The sequence below is a fragment of the Luteimonas wenzhouensis genome (genome assembly GCF_007859305.1).
Lineage (GTDB): Bacteria > Pseudomonadota > Gammaproteobacteria > Xanthomonadales > Xanthomonadaceae > Luteimonas > Luteimonas wenzhouensis.
The window spans coordinates 131,908-150,161 of sequence record NZ_VOHE01000007.1; the positions used below are offsets into that span (position 1 = coordinate 131,908).

At 71.6% G+C, this 18,254-nt stretch carries 13 protein-coding genes and 1 riboswitch; of the genes, 10 read left to right on the top strand and 3 right to left on the bottom strand.

What is annotated here, in order from left to right:
• Positions 1–11 precede the first annotated feature (11 nt).
• Positions 12–1,460: an adenosylhomocysteinase gene (gene ahcY, locus FQY79_RS12755; protein WP_146313290.1), complete on the bottom strand. Its 1,449-nt coding sequence runs from the start codon at positions 1,458–1,460 to the stop codon at positions 12–14.
• Positions 1,461–1,496: 36 nt separating this feature from the next.
• Positions 1,497–1,575: riboswitch (S-adenosyl-L-homocysteine riboswitch) on the bottom strand.
• Between the two features lie 215 nt (positions 1,576–1,790).
• Between ahcY and FQY79_RS12760 the strand changes: the two genes are divergently transcribed.
• The 8 genes from FQY79_RS12760 (at position 1,791) to FQY79_RS12795 (ending at position 12,480) form a co-directional block, all read left to right on the top strand.
• On the top strand, positions 1,791–4,097 hold the full coding sequence (locus tag FQY79_RS12760; protein WP_186760044.1) for a TonB-dependent receptor: 2,307 nt from the start codon (positions 1,791–1,793) through the stop codon (positions 4,095–4,097).
• Entirely contained in the window at positions 4,097–5,431 is a 1,335-nt protein-coding gene (locus FQY79_RS12765) for a spinster family MFS transporter (RefSeq protein ID WP_146313291.1), read from the top strand. The genes FQY79_RS12760 and FQY79_RS12765 overlap by 1 nt, the downstream gene beginning before the upstream one ends.
• A complete protein-coding gene (locus FQY79_RS12770; RefSeq protein ID WP_146313292.1) occupies positions 5,428–7,068 on the top strand; it encodes a carboxylesterase/lipase family protein in 1,641 nt (546 codons plus the stop codon). The genes FQY79_RS12765 and FQY79_RS12770 overlap by 4 nt, the downstream gene beginning before the upstream one ends.
• Complete coding sequence (locus FQY79_RS12775) at positions 7,059–8,666, top strand: AMP-binding protein (protein WP_146313293.1); 1,608 nt, start codon at positions 7,059–7,061, stop codon at positions 8,664–8,666. The genes FQY79_RS12770 and FQY79_RS12775 overlap by 10 nt, the downstream gene beginning before the upstream one ends.
• 153 nt (positions 8,667–8,819) lie before the next feature.
• Positions 8,820–9,461 carry a TetR/AcrR family transcriptional regulator gene (locus FQY79_RS12780; RefSeq protein ID WP_146313294.1) on the top strand — a complete coding sequence of 214 codons (642 nt, stop codon included), beginning with the start codon at positions 8,820–8,822 and terminating at the stop codon, positions 9,459–9,461.
• Between the two features lie 54 nt (positions 9,462–9,515).
• Entirely contained in the window at positions 9,516–10,406 is an 891-nt protein-coding gene (locus FQY79_RS12785; protein ID WP_146313295.1) for an SDR family NAD(P)-dependent oxidoreductase, read from the top strand.
• On the top strand, positions 10,403–11,662 hold the full coding sequence (locus FQY79_RS12790) for a serine hydrolase domain-containing protein (RefSeq protein ID WP_146313296.1): 1,260 nt from the start codon (positions 10,403–10,405) through the stop codon (positions 11,660–11,662). The genes FQY79_RS12785 and FQY79_RS12790 overlap by 4 nt, the downstream gene beginning before the upstream one ends.
• 32 nt (positions 11,663–11,694) lie before the next feature.
• Positions 11,695–12,480 carry an SDR family NAD(P)-dependent oxidoreductase gene (locus tag FQY79_RS12795; RefSeq protein ID WP_146313297.1) on the top strand — a complete coding sequence of 262 codons (786 nt, stop codon included), beginning with the start codon at positions 11,695–11,697 and terminating at the stop codon, positions 12,478–12,480.
• Between the two features lie 19 nt (positions 12,481–12,499).
• Here the strand turns inward: FQY79_RS12795 and bktB are convergent, their stop codons facing one another.
• Together bktB and FQY79_RS12805 are read right to left on the bottom strand one after the other, a co-directional pair.
• A complete protein-coding gene (gene bktB / locus FQY79_RS12800; protein WP_146313298.1) occupies positions 12,500–13,678 on the bottom strand; it encodes a beta-ketothiolase BktB in 1,179 nt (392 codons plus the stop codon).
• A 216-nt stretch (positions 13,679–13,894) separates the two neighbouring features.
• Entirely contained in the window at positions 13,895–14,554 is a 660-nt protein-coding gene (locus FQY79_RS12805; protein WP_146313299.1) for a TetR/AcrR family transcriptional regulator, read from the bottom strand.
• 393 nt (positions 14,555–14,947) lie between these two features.
• Between FQY79_RS12805 and FQY79_RS12810 the strand changes: the two genes are divergently transcribed.
• On the top strand, positions 14,948–16,027 hold the full coding sequence (locus FQY79_RS12810; RefSeq protein WP_146313300.1) for a glycosyltransferase family 4 protein: 1,080 nt from the start codon (positions 14,948–14,950) through the stop codon (positions 16,025–16,027).
• A 9-nt stretch (positions 16,028–16,036) separates the two neighbouring features.
• Positions 16,037–18,154, top strand: a complete 2,118-nt coding sequence (locus tag FQY79_RS12815) for an amylo-alpha-1,6-glucosidase (RefSeq protein WP_146313301.1) — start codon at positions 16,037–16,039, stop codon at positions 18,152–18,154.
• The last annotated feature ends 100 nt before the right edge of the window (positions 18,155–18,254 follow it).

Here is an 18,254-nt window from a genome sequence, read left to right on the forward strand (position 1 = left end):
CGCGGGGCCGGTCAGTAGCGGTAGTGCTCGGGCTTGTACGGACCCTCCACCGGCACGCCGATGTAGTCGGCCTGTTCCTGGGTGAGTTTCGTCAGCTTCACGCCGATCTTCTCCAGGTGCAGGCGCGCCACTTCCTCGTCCAGCTGCTTGGGCAGCATGTAGACCTTGCGCTCGTAGCGGTCCTTGTTGGCCCACAGGTCGATCTGGGCCAGGGTCTGGTTGGAGAACGAGTTGGACATCACGAAGCTCGGGTGGCCGGTGGCGCAGCCCAGGTTCACCAGGCGGCCCTCGGCCAGCAGGAAGATCGAGCGGCCGTTGGGCAGGTCGAAGCGGTCCACCTGCGGCTTGATGTTCACCTGCTTCACGCCCGCCAGGGCCTTGAGCGCATCGACCTGGATCTCGTTGTCGAAGTGGCCGATGTTGCAGACGATGGCCTGGTCCTTCATCGCGGTCATGTGCTCGACCCGGATGATGTCCTTGTTGCCCGTGGTGGTGACGTAGATGTCGGCCTCGCCGAGGGTGTCCTCGACGGTCTTGACCTCGTAGCCCTCCATCGCCGCCTGCAGGGCGCAGATCGGGTCGATCTCGGTGACGATCACGCGCGCGCCATAGGCACGCAGCGAGGCGGCCGAGCCCTTGCCCACGTCGCCGTAGCCGCAGACCACGGCCACCTTGCCGGCCAGCATCACGTCGAGCGCGCGCTTGAGGCCGTCGGCCAGCGACTCGCGGCAGCCGTAGAGGTTGTCGAACTTGCTCTTGGTGACCGAGTCGTTGACGTTGATCGCCGGCACCAGCAGCTTGCCGTCCTGGGCCAGCTGGTAGAGGCGGTGCACGCCGGTGGTGGTCTCCTCGGACACGCCCTTCCAGTCGGCGACCACGCGGGTCCAGTAGCCCGGGCGCTCCTTGGCCACGCGCTTGAGCAGGTTCTTGATCACCTGCTCCTCGTGCGAGGAGGAGGGCGAGTTGACCCAGCTGTCGTCGCCCTGCTCCAGCTCGTAACCCTTGTGGATCAGCAGGGTGACGTCGCCGCCGTCGTCCACCACCAGCTGCGGGCCGAGGAAGCCGCCCTTGCCGTCGGGGAAGCTCAGCGCGTCGAGGGTGCAGTCCCAGTACTCCTCGAGCGTCTCGCCCTTCCAGGCGAACACCGGGGTGCCGCTGGCGGCGATGGCCGCGGCGGCGTGGTCCTGGGTGGAGAAGATGTTGCAGGACGCCCAGCGCACGTCGGCGCCGATATCCTTGAGCGTTTCGATCAGGACCGCGGTCTGGATCGTCATGTGCAGCGATCCGGTGACGCGCACGCCCTTGAGCGGGGCCTGCGGCGCGTACTTGCGGCGGATCGACATCAGCCCCGGCATCTCGTGCTCGGCGATGTCGATTTCCTTGCGGCCCCAGTCGGCCAGCGAAATGTCGGCGACCTTGTAGTCGCCGTCCTGGGAAAAGGTCTTGACCTGTGCGTTCATTGCGTCGCTCCGTCTTGGGAGCCCCCGCGGGACTCGTGTTGACGGGCGCCGTTGTCGCAGGAACCGGACGCCGAGCCTGGCCGTGGCACCCACGGTCGCAGCGCCCCTCGGCGAGCCCACGGATTATAAGCCCTGGCGCGGTGCCGGACATGTCTGGCCCGTTCAGCGGGGCGGCGCGGGGACCGGCGCCGGCGGGCGTCGGCGCGCGTTTGCTGCATTGCAGAAAAGATTCACAAGCGTGTGAGTGAGTATTGACAACGCTCGCCGGGGGCGGTCAGTATCCGGGCCATCACGTCTTGCTGAACCAGTCTCCTGTGGGAGGAGTTTGTGATGGGGAATCGCCTTGTCGCGACCGCGTCGGTCGCCGTACTGCTCGCCATGCCCGTGACCGCCATCGCGCAGGCCACTTCCGAAGCCATCGAATCGCAACGCCAGGCGAACGCCCAGCCGGAGGTGGTGGAGCCGCAGGAGCTGGACACCGTCTACGTCACCGCCACGCGCCGCACCGAGCGGCTGCAGGACGTGCCGCTGAGCGTGAGCGTGCTGTCCCAGGATGAACTCGACGCCAAGGGCGTGGTCGGCTACGAGGGCCTGGCGTACGAGACGCCGGGCGTGGTGCTCAACCGCGCCAGCGCGAACTTCAACAACTTCACCGCGCGCGGCATCGCCACCAACGGCTACAACGCCAACCTGCAGAGCACGGTGGCGATCTACATCGACGAGCTGCCGATCTCGGCCAACGGCAACTCCACCATCCTCGACCCGAGCCTGTATGACGTGGAGCGGGTGGAGTTCCTGCGCGGTCCGCAGGGCACGCTGTTCGGATCGGGTTCGCTGGCCGGCGCGCTGCGGATCCTGACCCGTGCGCCCGACCCGAACGTGCTGGAAGGCTCGTTCCTGGCCGATGTCGGCATCACCGGTTCGAACTCGCTGCGCCAGCGCTACAACGCCATGCTCAACATCCCGCTGGCGCAGGACACCCTGGCGCTGCGCGTGGTCGCCTTCTCGCGCGACGAGGAGGGCTATATCGACAACCTCGGCACCGGGATCGAGAACGCCAACACGCTCGAAAGCCGGGGCGGCCGCGCCACCCTGCTGTGGGAGCCGACCGACCGGTTCTCGGCCCAGGTGCGGGTGTCGCGCGAGGAAAGCACCCCCGAGGACTCCTCGCTGGTCAATCCCGACCTCGGCAAGGACAAGCGCTTTTCCGACCGCCCGGACATGTTCTCGGGCGAGATGACCAACTACAACCTCACCCTGGGCTACCGGTTCGACGGCGCCCAGCTGACCAGTTCCTCGACCTGGTCGGACTACGAGGCGCTGTTCAACGTCGACCTCGCCGGCACCTACGGCCAGGCCTTCGCCTTCGGGCTCGACGCACCGTTCGAGAGCGACAGCTTCGTCCAGGAAGTGCGCCTGGTCTCGGATACCGGCGGCAAGCTGGACTGGGTGCTCGGCGGCTTCTACTTCGAGCGTGAGCGCGTGGTCAACTTCGGCTACCGCTCCAACGAGCAGTACCTCGCGCGCAGCGGCATCACCGGGCTGCCCAACGAGTACTTCATGGACTACCACACGCGCGACGTGACCAGGGAGCAGGCGCTGTTCGGCCAGCTGACCTGGAACTTCACCGACGACGTGTGGGCGACCTTCGGCCTGCGCTACGGCAGCATCGAGGCGCAGGGGTCCACCCTCGCGGGCGGCTACACCAGCGACTACCTGACCCTGGCCTACTACTGCAGCTTCCTCGACATCTGCGGGCTGCCGGCGACGATCACGCCGGTGGACGCCGCCCAGGGCCTGAAGGCGAAGGAAAGCGGCCCGTCGTACCGGGTCAGCGCCTCGTGGCGGCCGACGCCGTCGATCACCACTTACGCGGCGGTGGCCACCGGCTTCCGCGCCCCGGTCGTGAACGCGCAGGCCGGATCGGTCAGCTCGATCGATCCCGACGACCTGGTGATCCCGTTCGGCGCCGATTCCGACGACCTGGTCAGCTACGAGCTCGGCCTCAAGGGCCGCTGGTGGGACGGGCGCCTGGCGGCGAACATCGCGCTGTTCAACATCGACTGGAACGACATCCAGGTGCAGGCCAACCGCGTGTCCGACTCGATCCAGTTCGCCACCAACATCGGCGGCGCCTACAGCCGCGGCGTCGAGTTCGAGCTGATGGCGATGCCGAACCAGGACTGGACGTTCACGCTCAACGGCTCGATCAACCGGGCCAAGGTCGACTCGCTCACCGACGAGGAGGCCGCGATCTCCGGTGCGGTCCTCGGCGCGCGCCTGGCCGGCCCCGAGGTCAGCGGGTCGTTCACGGTCAACTACCAGTTCGACTGGCTCCGCAACTCCGTCGGCAACGCCTCGCTGGCGGTAGTCCACGTCGGCGGCTACCCCGGCTCGTTCCCCTACGTGCCGGGCCAGCCCGGCGTGGTCAGCCCGACGTTTGACTACACCGATGACTACACCGTGGTGAATGCCTCGCTGGCAGCGGCGTTCGAGCGCTTCACGGTCGGGATCTACGCCGAGAACCTGTTCGACGACCGCTCCATCACCTACGTCCACCCCGAGGCCTTCCTCGACAGCCGCTACGGCGTCGTGCGGCCGCGGACCGTGGGCGTGCGCGTGGGATACCAGTTCTGATGGCCGGCGTCCCCGCCGCCGCGGCCGGCCCGGGCGCCACGAACGCGCGCCCGGGGGCCCGGGCCTGGGTCGTGCTGGGCGTCCTGACCTTCGTCTACGTGCTCAACTTCCTGGATCGGCAGCTGCTGTCGATCCTGGCCAAGCCGATCCAGGACGACCTGGGCGTCACCGATGGCCAGCTCGGACTGATCGGTGGGCTGTACTTCGCGATGTTCTACTGCATCCTCGCGATCCCGGTGGGGTGGCTGGCCGACCGCACCAACCGGGTCAAGGTGCTGGCCTTCTCGTGCGGCCTGTGGAGCGCGGCCACCGCGGCCTGTGGCATGGCTTCGAGCTATCCGCAGCTGGCGCTTGCGCGCATGGCCGTGGGCGTCGGCGAGGCCGGCGGCGTGCCGCCCTCGTACGCGATCATCACCGACTACTTCCCGCCCGGCACGCGCGGCACGGCGCTGGGGCTGTTCAACCTCGGGCCGCCGATCGGCGCGGCGATGGGCGTGGCCTTCGGCGCCTCGGTGGCGGCTGCGTATTCGTGGCGCATGGCCTTCCTCTGGGTCGGCGTGGTCGGCGTGCTGACCGCGGTCGGGGTGTGGTGCTTCATCCGCGAGCCGCGCAAGGGCGGGCTCGACCCGGCGCCGGCGCAGCCGTCGTCGCCGGCCGCGGCCACCGGCGCCGCCCCGGGCTTCGTCGACACCTGCCGCAACTTCTTCGCCAACCCGGTGCTGCGCAACATGGCGCTGGCCTGCGGTGCGACCCAGTTCGTCACCTACGCGATGCTCAACTTCACCGTGCTGCTGCTGATGCGCGAGAAGGGCATGACCCTGGAGGACGTGGCGGTGTGGTACGCGCTGGTGTTCGGCCTGGGCAGTGCGGCGGGCATGTTCGCGTCCGGCCGCCTGATCGACCGCCTGGCCCGGCGATCGAGGACGGCCTACGCCTACCTGCCGGCGGCGGGCCTGGTCCTGGCCATCCCGTTCTTCCTGGGCTTTGTCTCCGCCGGCAGCTGGCAGCTGGCGCTGCTGTTCCTGGTCCTGCCCACCGGCCTGAACTACTTCTACCTCTCGCCGGCGGTGACCCTGGTGCAGGAGGAGGTGCGGCCGGACCAGCGCGTGCTGTCCGGCGCGCTGCTGCTGCTGGTGATGAACCTGATCGGGCTCGGGTTCGGCCCGACCTACCTCGGCATGGCCAGCGACTTCTTCCGCGCCACCCATCCGGACAACTCGCTGCAGATGGCGTTCTACACCCTGGTTCCGTTCTACCTGCTGGCCATCGGATGGTTCCTGCTGCTTGCGCGCAGCATCCGTCGCCAGCTCGCGCAGCAGGAGGCAAGCCCATGATCCGCTCCATCGCCCGCATCCTCGTCGTGGCGGCCGCGCTGTGCGGCGCCCAGGCCCTGGCCGCCGCCGGCCCGGTGGTGACCGCGCCGGCCGGCGCGCTCCGCGGCGAGGCGCTGGAGGGCGTCAATGCGTTCCGCGGCATTCCCTATGCACAGCCGCCGGTGCGGCAGCTGCGCTGGCGTCCGCCGGTCCCGGCCGAGCGCTGGGAGGGCGTGCGTGACGCGACCCGGTTCGGCGCGTCCTGCCACCAGCCGCCGTCGCGGCCGGGCAGCATCTACGCGCCTGCCCAGGCGCTGAAGATGAGCGAGGACTGCCTGTTCCTCAACGTGTGGACGCCGGAGGGCGCGCAGTCGGCGCCGGTGTTCGTGTGGATCCACGGCGGCGCGCTCAGCGGCGGCAGCAGCAGCGAGCCGATGTACGACGGCGCCGCGCTTGCCCGCCAGGGCCTGGTGGTGGTGTCGATCAACTACCGGCTCGGCGTGCTCGGCTACCTGGCGCACCCGCAGCTGAGCGAAGAATCGCCCGACGGCGTGTCCGGCAACTACGGCCTGCTCGACCAGATCCAGGCGTTGCGCTGGGTGCGCGACAACATCGCCGCATTCGGCGGCGACCCGGGCAACGTCACCATCGCCGGCGAATCGGCCGGCGCCCTGAGCGTCATGTACCTGATGGCGGCGCCGCCGGCGCGCGGGCTGTTCCACAAGGCCATCGCGCAGAGCGCGTACATGATCACCATGCCTGCGCTGCGCGAGGCCGTGCACGGCACGCCATCGGCCGAGTCCGCGGGCGTCGAGCTGGCCCGCAAGCTCGAGATCCGCGGCCTGCCGCGCCTGCGCGCGGCCGACCCGCAGGAACTCACGGTCAAGGCCGCGATGGCCGGCTACATGCCGCTTGGCAACGTCGACGGCAAGGTGCTGCCGGCGCAGCTGGTGGAGGTGTTCGACCGCGGCGAGCAGGCGCCGGTGCCGATCCTGGCCGGCTTCAACGAGGGCGAAATCCGCTCGCTGCGCTTCCTGCTGCCGCCGCCGCCCGCCGACGCGGCCAGCTACGAGGCGGCGATCCGCGCCGCCTACCGCGACCTGGCCGACGCGATGCTCGAGCGCTATCCGCCGCACGACATCGACGCGGCGATGCTCGCCACCACCCGCGACGCGCTCTACGGCTGGACCGCCGAGCGGCTGGTGCGCAGCCAGACCGCGCTCGGCCAGCCGGCCTACCTGTACTTCTGGGACCACGGCTATCCGGCCACCGACGAAGCCGGCCTGCACGCCTTCCACGCCAGCGAGATCCCGTACGCGCTCGGCACCCGCGACGGCACCCCGCCGCACTGGCCGGCGATCCCGGACACGCCGGGCGAGCGCGCGCTGGGCGATGCGGCGATGGCCTACTGGGCCTCGTTCGCCCGCGACGGGCGCCCGGTCGCCGACGGCGCGCCGGAGTGGCCGGCCTATGGCCAGGCGCGCGCCTACATGGGCTTCGCCGGCACGCCGCGGCCCGGCACCCATCTCATGCCGGGCATGTTCGAGCTGCTCGAGAACGTGGTCTGCCGCCGCCGCGCGCAGGGCGACCAGCCATGGCACTGGAACGTGGGCATCATCTCGCCGCCGCTCCCGCCGGAGGCGGACGCATGCCGGTAATCCACGGCGAGATGCAGGACTACGCGCTGACGCTCGACCGGATCCTCGAACACGGCGCGAAATGGCATCCCGATGGCGAAGTCGTCACCGCCCACAAGGGCGCGGTGGCCAGTCGCATCCGCTATGCCGGGCTCTACCGCCGCTGCCGCCGGCTGTCCTCGGTGCTGGCCGGCTGCGGCATCGGCGCCGGCGACGTCGTTGCCACCCTGGCCTGGAACACGCAGGCGCACATGGAAGCCTGGTACGCGGTGGTGGGAATGGGCGCGGTCTGCCACACGCTCAACCCACGGGTGAGCGAGGCCCACCTGGCGTCGATGCTGCAACAATCGGGCGCGACGGTGCTGGTCGCGTCCTGCGACCTGCTGCCGATGGCGCGACGCGTGGCCGACCAGTCGGGCGTGGTCGAGCGCCTGCTGTGGATCGACGATGCTGGCGATGCGGGGGACGCGGCCCACCTGGGCGAACCGCTCGAGCCGCTGCTGGCGCAGGCGCACGAGGAGCTGGCCTGGGGCGGCTTTGACGAACGCAGCCCCTGCGGGCTGTGCTTCACCTCCGGCACTACCGGCGCGCCGAAGGGCGTGACCTACACCCACCGCGGCAGCTTCCTGCACACGCTGCGCGCGTTGCAGGCCGACACCATGGCCCTGACCCGCCGCGACAGCGTGCTGCTGGCGGTGCCGATGTTCCATGCCAACGCCTGGGGCGTGCCGTTCGCCGCGCCGGCGGTCGGCGCGAAGCTTGTGCTGCCCGGGCGCTTCCTCGATGGAGGGAGCCTGGCCGCGCTGATCCGCGCCGAGTCGGTGACGGTGGCGATCGGCGTGGCAACGGTGTGGCTCGGGCTGGTGGACTTCCTCGACGCGCACGGCGGCGACGTGCCGACGCTCAAGCGGGTGATCGTGGGCGGCGCGCCGCTGGCGCCCGCGCTCATGGAGCGCATCGAGCAGCGCCTGGGCGTGGTGGTGCAGACCAGCTGGGGCATGACCGAACTCTCGCCGACCGGCACCATGGCGCCGCCGGACGATCCGGACCGTGCCGCGCACCTGTCGGGCCGCCCCGCGCTCGGGGTGGACCTGCTGCTCACCGACGCGCAGGGCCGGCCGCTGCCCGAGCAGCGCGGCCACGAGGGCCACCTGCGCGTGCGCGGCGCCAGCGCCATCCAGCGCTACTTCGGCGAAACCAGTCCCGCGGTGGATGCGGACGGCTGGTTTCCCACCGGGGACCTGGCGCGGCTCGACGCGCAGGGCAACCTGATCATCACCGGCCGCGCCAAGGACCTGATCAAGTCCGGCGGCGAGTGGATCAACCCGGCCGAGATCGAGGAGGTCGTGGGCCGGATCCCCGGCGTGTCGCTGGCGGCGGTGATCGGTCGCGCGCATCCCAAGTGGGGCGAGCGGCCGGTGCTGCTGGTCGAGATGCGGCCCGACAGCACCACGAGCGAACAGGAGCTGCTGGAGGCGCTGCGCGACAAGGTCGCGTCGTGGTGGGTGCCGGACGAAGTGATCCGCCTCGAGCAAATGCCTTTGGCAGCGACCGGCAAAGTTGACAAAATGCGGCTCAGGGCCGAGTTCGGGGGCGCACAGTGGCGACGGGAGGCGTGATGTCTCCGGCCAGCGCGCGTCCGGGGCGGCACGGGAGGCTGCAGGGTGTCAGAGAAGGCCACAACTTCCAGGACCAGGCCGGGCGCGGGCGAAGGCAGGCGCGGCAAGGCGGGGACTGGCAAGCGCAACACCAAGGCCGCGCAACGCGCGGAGATGACCGAACAGATCCTCGATGCCGCCGAGCACCTGTTCTCGCGCGACGGCCTGTACGGGGTAACGCTCAAGGACGTGGCCGAGCGGGTTGGCGTGCACCACACCCTGGTCAACTACTACTTCAAGGACAAGCAGACGCTGTTCGACGCGGTGATCGCGCGCCGCGCCGGCGTCACCAGCAGCGCACGGATGCAGGCGCTCGACGCCTACGAGCAGGCCAGTGGCGGCAAGCCCACGGTCGAGGGCGCGCTGCGCGCGTTCCTGGACACCGACCTGGACCTGTACAGCCGTGGCGGCGAGGCCTGGAAGAACTACGGCGCGCTCGGCGCGCTGATGTCCAACACGCGTCACGGCGCCACGTTGATGGACCAGCATTTCGACCCGGTGGTGCTGCGCCTGGTCGGCTTGCTCAAGCAGGCCATGCCCGACGCCGCGGACGAGGACATCTTCTGGGGCTACCACTTCGTGACCGGCGCGCTGATGCTCACGCTCGCGCGCACCGGGCGCATCGACCGGCTTTCGGGCGGTCTGTGCCGGTCCGACGACTACGAGGCGGTGAAAGCGCGCATGGCCACCTTCATGGCCGCGGGCTTCAAGGCCGTCTGCAAACCGCGGAAGGGAACGCGCAAGGCATCGGGCTGATCGCCGGTGGCGCACTCCCGTCCCGCGCCATCCACTGACGGGAGTACGAACACGATGCCACTCCAGGGACGCACAGCGATCGTCACCGGCGCCGGCGGAGGTCTGGGCCGCGAACACGCGCTTTACCTCGCCCGCAAGGGCGCCAGGGTGCTGGTCAACGACCTCGGCCAGGCGGCGGCGGACGCCGTCGCCGCCGAGATCCGCACCGCGGGCGGCACCGCGCTGGCGGTCGCCGGTTCGGTGGCCGACGAGGCCGCGGTGGCGGCCATGGCCGACGCCGCGCTGCAGGAATGGGGCCGGATCGACATCCTGGTCAACAACGCCGGGATCCTGCGCGACCGCAGCTTCGGCAAGATGACGCTCGAGGAATTCCGCCAGGTGCTCGACGTGCACCTGGTGGGCGCGGCGATCTGCTGCAAGGCGGTGTGGGACGCCATGCGCGCGCAGCGGTACGGCCGGATCGTGATGACCACGTCCTCGTCGGGGCTGTGGGGCAACTTCGGCCAGGCCAACTACGGCGCGGCCAAGATGGCGCTGGTCGGGCTGATGCAGACGCTCGCGATCGAGGGCGCCAAGTACGGCATCAAGGTCAACTCCCTGGCGCCGACCGCGTACACCCGGATGATGGAAGGCATCCTGCCGCAGGAGCAGCTCGACGCGCTCGAGCCGGGGCTGGTCAGCCCCGCGCTGCTGCCGCTGGTGGTCGAGGACGCGCCCACCCGCGCCATCGTCTGCGCCGGCGCCGGGCACTTCGCGCGCGCCCACGTCACGCTGACGCAAGGCCGCTACATCGGCGGTGGCGCCGATGCGGGCGAGCGGCTGATCGCGGCCTGGGACGAGGTCTCGTCGACGCAGGGCCAGGTCATCCCCGACTACGGCTTCACCCAGGCCGAGCGCGAAGTCGCCAGCGCCCGCGCCCACGCCAGGGCGGACGCACCGGCGTGAACGCGCGCGGGGACGGCCTGCCGGCGTTCGGCCGGCGCGCCTTCCTGCAGCTCGCCGCCGGGGCGATGGTCGCGGCGGCCGCGCCCGGGGCATGGGCCGGTGCGCGCTTGGATGCCGTGCTCGAGCGGCTGCGCGGCTTCGTCGAGGCGGGCGCGCTGCCGTTCGCGTCGATCCGCATCGCGCGCCACGGCGAGGTGCTGGCCGAGGCGCACATCGGCGGCGTCGAGCCGGTCGATGCGCACAGCCTGCATCGCATCTACTCCATGACCAAGCCGGTGGTCGCGGCGGCCACCGTGCTGCTGGTCGAGGACGGCAGCCTGTCGCTGCACGATCCGGTGGCGTGCTACGTCCCGGAGTTCGCCGGGCTGCGGGTGCTGGGCGCGGACGGCGCGACGGTGCCGGCGCGACCGATGACCGTCGCCCACCTGCTCAGCCACAGCTGCGGCCTGGCCAACAGCTGGGGCGACTCGCCGCTGGCGCCGCGCTACCGCGAGGCCGGCCTGGTCGCCGCGCGCTGGATGTACGACCCGCGCATCCGTGGCCTGCACGGTTTTGCCGAACGCCTCGGCCGGTTGCCGCTGGCCTTCCAGCCGGGCAGCGCTTGGCTGTACGGGTATGGACTGGACATCGCCGGGCTGGTGGTCGAACGGGTCAGCGGGCAGCGGCTGGGCGACTTCCTGCGCGAGCGTGTGTTCGCGCCGCTGGGCATGGCCGCGACGGGTTTCCACGTGCCCGTGGAGCGCGCCGGGCACCTGGCCGGGATCTACGCTCCGGGCGAAGGCGGGCTGCGCCGGATCGAGGACGGCAGCGAGCGCCTGCCGCTCGCGGTGCCGTTCGCCGACGCGGGCAGCTCGGGCCTGCTCTCGACCCTGGAGGATTACGGGCGCTTCGCCGACATGCTCGCCGCCGGTGGCGAGCGCGCAGGCATCCGGGTGATGGCGCCGGCGACGGCGCGGCTGCTGATGGCGCCGCATGCGCCACAGGCGCCCCTGCTCGAAGCGCTCGAAGCGTTCGGCCGCTACGCGCCGGGCAGCGTCGTGCAGGCCCTGGGCGGGGTCGTGCGGACCGATGCGCGCAGTGGTCCGGGCTCGGCCGGCGAGTATGCCTGGGGCGGCGCGGCCGGCACCGGCTTCTTCGCCGCGCCGCGGATCGGCCTGTCCATGACTCTGATGACCCAGGTGATGCCGGTGGCGGCCGGCTCGGCGCGCGACGTGCTGCGGCCGATGGTCTACGCCGCGCTGCAGGCGCGGGACTGAGCCGGTTGGCCGGTATGGGAGGAACCATGGCGATGGACGACAGGAACCGATCGTTCGCGGGCAAGGTCGCGCTGGTGACCGGCGCCTCGTCCGGCCTGGGCGAGGCTACCGCGCTGCGGTTCGCCCGGCTCGGCGCGAAGGTGGTGCTAGCCGCGCGGCGCGCCGGGCGCTGCGAGGCGCTCGCGCACAGGATCCGTGAGGCCGGCGGCGACGCCTGCCACGTGCGGGCCGACGTCTCCCGGGCCGCGGACGTGGAGGCGATGGTCCAGGCGACGCTTGACCGCTTCGGCCGGCTCGACTGCGCCGTGAACAACGCCGGCGTCGCCGGGCCCATGCGCACCCCGCTGGCCGAGGTCGAGGAGGCGCAGTGGGACGCGGTGATGGGCGTCAACCTCAAGGGCGTGTGGCTGTGCATGAAGCACCAGATCCCGGCCATGCTCGCCGGCGGTGGCGGCGCGATCGTCAACGTCGCCTCGATCTACGGGCTCAAGCCCAGTGACGTCGGTCATTCCACCTACGCCGCCAGCAAGCATGGCGTGGTCGGCCTGACCCGCTCGGCCGCGGCCGACTACGGCCAGCAGGCCTTGCGGGTCAATGCGGTGGCGCCGGGCTTCACCCGCTCGGAAATGGTGGACCCGCAGCGGCCCGGCGCGGCCGAACACTACGCCCGGATGGTGGCGCGCCACAGCGGCATGCGCCGTCTCGGCGAAGCCCACGAAGCGGCGAACGCGATCGTGTGGCTGTGCTCGGACGAGGCCGGCTACGTCAACGGCGCGGTGCTGGAGGTCGATGGCGGTGGCGCCACGCGCATGTACTGAGCGCGGCGCCGCGCGCGCTTCAGGCGCGCTCGAAGATCGCGGCGATGCCCTGGCCCCCGCCGATGCACATCGTCGCCAGCCCAAGGCGGCCGCCGGTGCGGTGCAGTTCGTGCACCAGCTTGACGGTGATGATCGCGCCGGTCGCGCCCACCGGATGGCCCAGCGAGATGCCGCTCCCGTTGGGATTGGTCTTCCCCGGATCGAAGCCGAGCGCGTCGGCCACCGCGCAGGCTTGGGCGGCGAAAGCCTCGTTGGATTCGACCACGTCGAGGTCGTCCACCTTCAACCCGGCGCGGGCCAGCGCGGCGCGCGTCGCCGGCACCGGTCCCATGCCCATGTACAGCGGCTCCACGCCCGCGTGCGCGTAGGCCACCAGTCGCGCCAGCGGCTTGAGGCCGTGGCGCCGCACCGCGTCGCCGGTCGCCAGCACCACCGAGGCGGCGCCGTCGTTGATGCCCGAGGCATTGCCGGCGGTGACGGTGCCGTCGGCCTTGAACACCGGGCGCAGGGCGGCCAGGTCGTCGGCGCCGACCTCGGCGCGGACGTGCTCGTCCACGCGGAACTCCGTCTGCCTGCCGCGACGGCCGACCATGACCGGCACGATCTGCCCGTCGAACCGGCCCTCGGCGATCGCGCGCGCGGCGCGACGGTGGCTTTCCAGCGCCAGCGCGTCCTGGCGCGCGCGGTCCACCTGGTGGCGCTCGGCGACGTTCTCGGCGGTGATGCCCATCAGCACCTTGTCGAACGGATCCTTCAGCCCCTCGTTGAGTCCGTCGACCAGGGTGGCGTCGCCGAGCTTGCGGCCCCAGCGGTGGGTGGGCAGCTGGAACGGCGTGCGGCTCATCGACTCGGCGCCGCCGGCCAGCGCCACCTCGCAGTCGCCGAGCTTCAGCGCCTGCGCTGCCGAAACGATGGCCTGCAGGCCGGAGCCGCAGAGCCGGTTGACCGTGAATGCGGGCGTCTCCACCGGCACGCCGGCCTTCACCGCGATCACCCGGGCGAGGTAGGCATCGGCCGGTTCGCTCGGCAGTACCTGTCCGTAGACGGCGTGGCCGATGGCGTCGACCGGAATGCCGGCCTGCGCGATCGCGGCCTTCGCGGTCGCCACGCCGAGCTCGGCGGGCGGGATGTCCTTGAGCGCGCCGCCGAAGGTGCCGATCGCGGTACGCATGGCGGAGACGAGAAAGACGTCGGTCATGTCGGGGTTCCCATGGCGGAAGGAGGCCGTTCGCGAACGGGGCCTGCGTGCACGCTTGCGGCCGTCGTGCGCGGGCCGCTCCGACCTCCTGGCGGCGGGCCGGACGTCCGACGTGGGCGCGCGGGCCGGAGATGACCAATTGAACAATTATTTTAACAAGTGTTCAATAGAGCATGGAGCGGCGGAAACGCCACCCGCCGGGTCGCGTCGCGCAGCTCAGGCGCCGGATTTCCCCCGCCTGCGGCCCGCTGCCTGCAGCCGGGGCGCGGGCTCGCTGCTGACCATGCGCTCGAGCAGGTCGCCAACCAGGGTCCGCGCCTGCTCGCGCGACCACGCGCCGTTTGCGCGGTACCAGCGCTGCGTCCAGCTGATCGCGCCCAGCATCGCCAGCACCGCGGCCTTCGGATCGCAGGCCACGATGCTGCCGTCGCGGATGCCCTCGCGCACCAACCCGCGCAGGGCGCGCTCGTAGCGGCGGCGCTCGGCACGCACCGCGGCGAAGTCCTCCTCCGACAGCGAGCCTTCCTCGAGCACGGTGATCGCCACGCTGTGTTCGCCCAGGAACTCGTCGAGCAGGGCGTCGAGCGCCATGCGCAGCTTCTCGCGCCCGTTGCGGCCTTCGCGGCGCGCGCGGGCCAGGGTGGCGAATGCGGCCTGCATGGACTGGTCGAAGCAGGCCCGCAACATGGCCTGCTTGCCGGGGAAGTAGTAGTACAGCGCCGGCTTGGTGACATCGAGCCGTTGCGCGATGTCGTCCATCGAGGTGCCGTGGTAGCCGCGCGCCTTGAACGAGGCCGAGGCCTCGCGCAACACCGCTTCGCGCTTGGCATCATGCAGTTCGGCACTGCCCGGCACGCCGTGCTTCCAACGGGCCAACTCGGTTCGCTCCCCGGGGACGTGGCGGCCAAGCTAACCGAGCCCGGGCGGGCGGGGCAATCGTGGGCCCCTGGCACCGGCCGCGCGGGACTTGAAAAGACCGCGCCTCGCCCCCAAGCAGGGGGCGCGGCGGCGCCCACGGCCGGCCGCGGAACCACACCGCTCCATCGTCGCTCCCGTGTGCGTGCCGGGCCGGCCGACGATGCTGGCCGTGCGTCCTTCCCGATTCGCCTGCGCCCCGGCTCCCGGGGCCGCAGGCCGGCCCGTGGCCGGCCGCCGGTGATCGACTAGCAAGGAGGAATGCATGAACGCAAGAACGCAGGTTCCGGTCCACGGTGCAGGTCGGGCGCGCGCCACCACGCGCGACGCGCTTGGTTCGTGAGGAGGCCGTCGATGCGCATTGCCCATGTCGCTCCCCTGTACGAGGCCGTTCCGCCCCGACTCTACGGCGGGACCGAGCGCATCGTGGCCTGGCTGGCCGATGCCCAGGTGGACCTTGGCCACGAGGTGACCGTCTTCGCCAGCGCCGACAGCCGCACGCGCGCGCGCCTGGTGCCCTGCCGCGCGGAGGCGCTGCGGCTGGATCCGGATCCGCTCAAGTCCGACATCGCCGCCCACCTGGCGATGCTGCACGAGGTGCGCAGGCGCGCCAACGAGTTCGACGTGCTGCATTTCCACGTCGACCTGCTGCACTTCCCCGTGTTCGAGGACATTGCCGGCCGCACCCTGACCACGCTGCACGGCCGCCTCGACCTCTCCGGCCTGGCCGAGGCCTACCGCTGCTGGCCGCACTACCCGCTGGTCTCGATCTCCGACCGGCAGCGCCAGCCGCTGCGCTTCGCCAACTGGGCCGGGACGGTGTACCACGGCATGCCGGAAGGACTGCTGCGGCCGGCGCAGGCGCCCGCCGGCGACTACCTGGCCTTCCTTGGCCGCATCGCGCCGGAGAAGCGGCCCGACCGCGCGATCGAGATCGCACGCCGCGCCGGCATGCCGCTGAAGGTCGCGGCCAAGGTGGACGCGGCCGACACGATGTACTTCAACCAGTGCATCGAGCCGATGCTCGCCGGCGGCGGCGTGGAGTTCATCGGCGAGATCGACGATGCGCGCAAGTCCGGATTCCTCGGCAACGCCGCCGCGCTGCTGTTCCCGATCGACTGGCCCGAGCCGTTCGGCCTGGTGATGATCGAGGCGATGGCCTGCGGGACCCCGGTGGTCGCCTGGCGCAACGGATCGGTGCCGGAGGTGGTCGAGCACGGGGTGACGGGCTTCATCGTCGAGTCCGAGGACGAGGCGATCGAGGCCATCGGCCGCCTGCACGAACTCGACCGCGCGCGCATCCGCCGCGAGTTCGAGCGCCGCTTTTCGGCCACCGCCATGGCCCGCGCCTACGTCGACCTGTACCACCGGCTGGCGGCCACGCCGGCGACCGGCGCGGACGGCGGCGACGCCGGGCTGGCCCGGCTGGGCTGAGGGCGCGAGATGGCGCCAACGCTTCCGCCCAGCCGCCAGGCGAGCTATTCGCTCAAGGACGGCGACAGCTTCCTGGTGTGCGACGCGCGCGGCGACATCCACGGCGGCGACGAGGCCGACGGCCTGTTCCACGACGGCACCCGGGCGTTGTCGCGGCTGCGGCTGTCCCTGGACGGGACCGCGCCCACCCTGCTCAGCGCGGCCATCGCCCAGGACCGCGTGGTGTTCAGCGCGCACCTGACCAACCGCCCGCTGCCGCCGATCGGCGGCAGCGCGGCGGGTCAGGGGGTCATCCACGTCAGCCGTTCGCGGTTCCTGTGGCAGGGACGCCTGCACGAGCGCATCACCTGCACCAACTACGACCGCGTGCCGGTGTCGGTGCCGCTGGTGCTCGAGTTCGCCGCCGACTTCCGCGACATGTTCGAGGTGCGCGGGATGGAGCGCGCGCGTCGTGGCAGCTATCCGCAGGCCGAGGCCCGCGGCGACCGGGTGGTGCTGCACTACGATGGTCTGGACGGCGTGTCCAGGCGCACGGTGCTGGCGTTTTCGGCCGCGCCGACCGTGCTCGACCACGGCATGGCGCGCTTCGAGTGCCGGCTGGCGCCGCGCGAAAGCTTCGAGCTGTACATGGAGGTGGGCGCCGACGCCGGCGAGCCGTCGGCGGCGCGGCATCGCCGGGCGATGGTGCATGCGCGGCGCGCCCTGCGCGCCCGCCGCCGCTCCGGCGCGCGCCTGCACGGCGGCGGCCTGCTGTTCGACGCCTGGGTGGAGCGGTCGCGGACCGACATCGCCCTGCTGGCCAGCGACCTGCCCTCGGGGCGTTATCCCTATGCCGGCATCCCCTGGTTCTCGACCCCGTTCGGGCGCGACGCGATCGTCACCGCGCTGCAGACCCTGTGGCTGGACCCGGACCTGGCCCGCGGCGTGCTCGCCTACCTGGCCGAACGCCAGGCGGCGGAGGACTCGAGCTTCCGCGATTCGGCGCCCGGCAAGATCATGCACGAGGCGCGCAAGGGCGAGATGGCGGCGCTGGGCGAGGTGCCGTTCGGCCTGTACTACGGCGGGGTCGACACCACGCCGCTGTTCGTGCTGCTGGCCGGGCGCTACTTGCGCCGCACCGGCGACCGCGCCTTCATCGACCGGCTGTGGCCCGCCCTGGAGCGCGCGATCGGATGGATCGAACGCAGCTGCGATGCCGATCCCGACGGCCTGCTTGCCTACGCCCGGGGCGAAGCCAGCGGCCTGTCCAACCAAGGCTGGAAGGACAGCGAGGACTCGGTGTTCCACGCCGACGGCAGCCTCCCGCAGGGGCCGGTGGCGCTGGTGGAGGTGCAGGGCTACGTGTACGAGGCCCTGCTGGCGATGGCGATGCTGGCCCGCGGGCGCGGTGCGCACGACGCGGCGCGGGCGTGGGAGGCCCGTGCCGGACGCCTGCGGGAGACGGTCGAGTCACGCTTCTGGGATCCGGACCTGGAGTTCTACGCCCTGGCCAGGGACGGCTCGGGACGCATGTGCCGCGTGCTCGCCTCCAACCCCGGGCACCTGCTGTACGTGGGCCTGCCTGCCCCGGAGCGCGCCGCCCATGTGATCGCCCAGCTGGGGTCACCGCGCTTCGACAATGGCTGGGGCGTGCGCACGCTGGCCACCGACCAGCCGCGCTACAACCCGATGTCCTACCACAACGGTTCGGTGTGGCCGCACGACGTGGCGCTGTGCGCGGCGGGCATGGCACGCTACGGCGCGCGCCGCCAGGCCACGCGTCTGCTGGGCGAGGTGTTCGAGGCCGCCACCCATTTCGACATGCGCCTGCCGGAGCTGTTCTGCGGCTTCCCGCGCAGCGCCGGCGAGCCGCCGATCGCCTATCCGGTGGCGTGCATGCCGCAGGCCTGGTCGGCCGGCGCGGTGTTCATGCTGCTGCACGCCTGCCTGGGCGTGGAGGTCGACGCGGTCGAGGGCCGGATCCTGATCGACCACCCGCAGCTGCCGCCCGGTGTCGAGCGCCTGCGCGTGGACGCGCTGGACGTGGGCGGGGCGCGCGTGGACCTGGCGTTCGAGCGCGTCGGCGACCGCGTGCTGGCCGCGCGTGCCGCCGGCCCGGACGACGTGCAGGTGGTGGTGCGGCTGTAGCGCCTTCCCGCCCGCTTCGGCGGGCCCCTTTCGCCTGCGGTGGGTTGCCCGTCCCGGCCTTGCGGCCATGAAGGGCGCGACGCCCCGTGCGGGGGGGCGG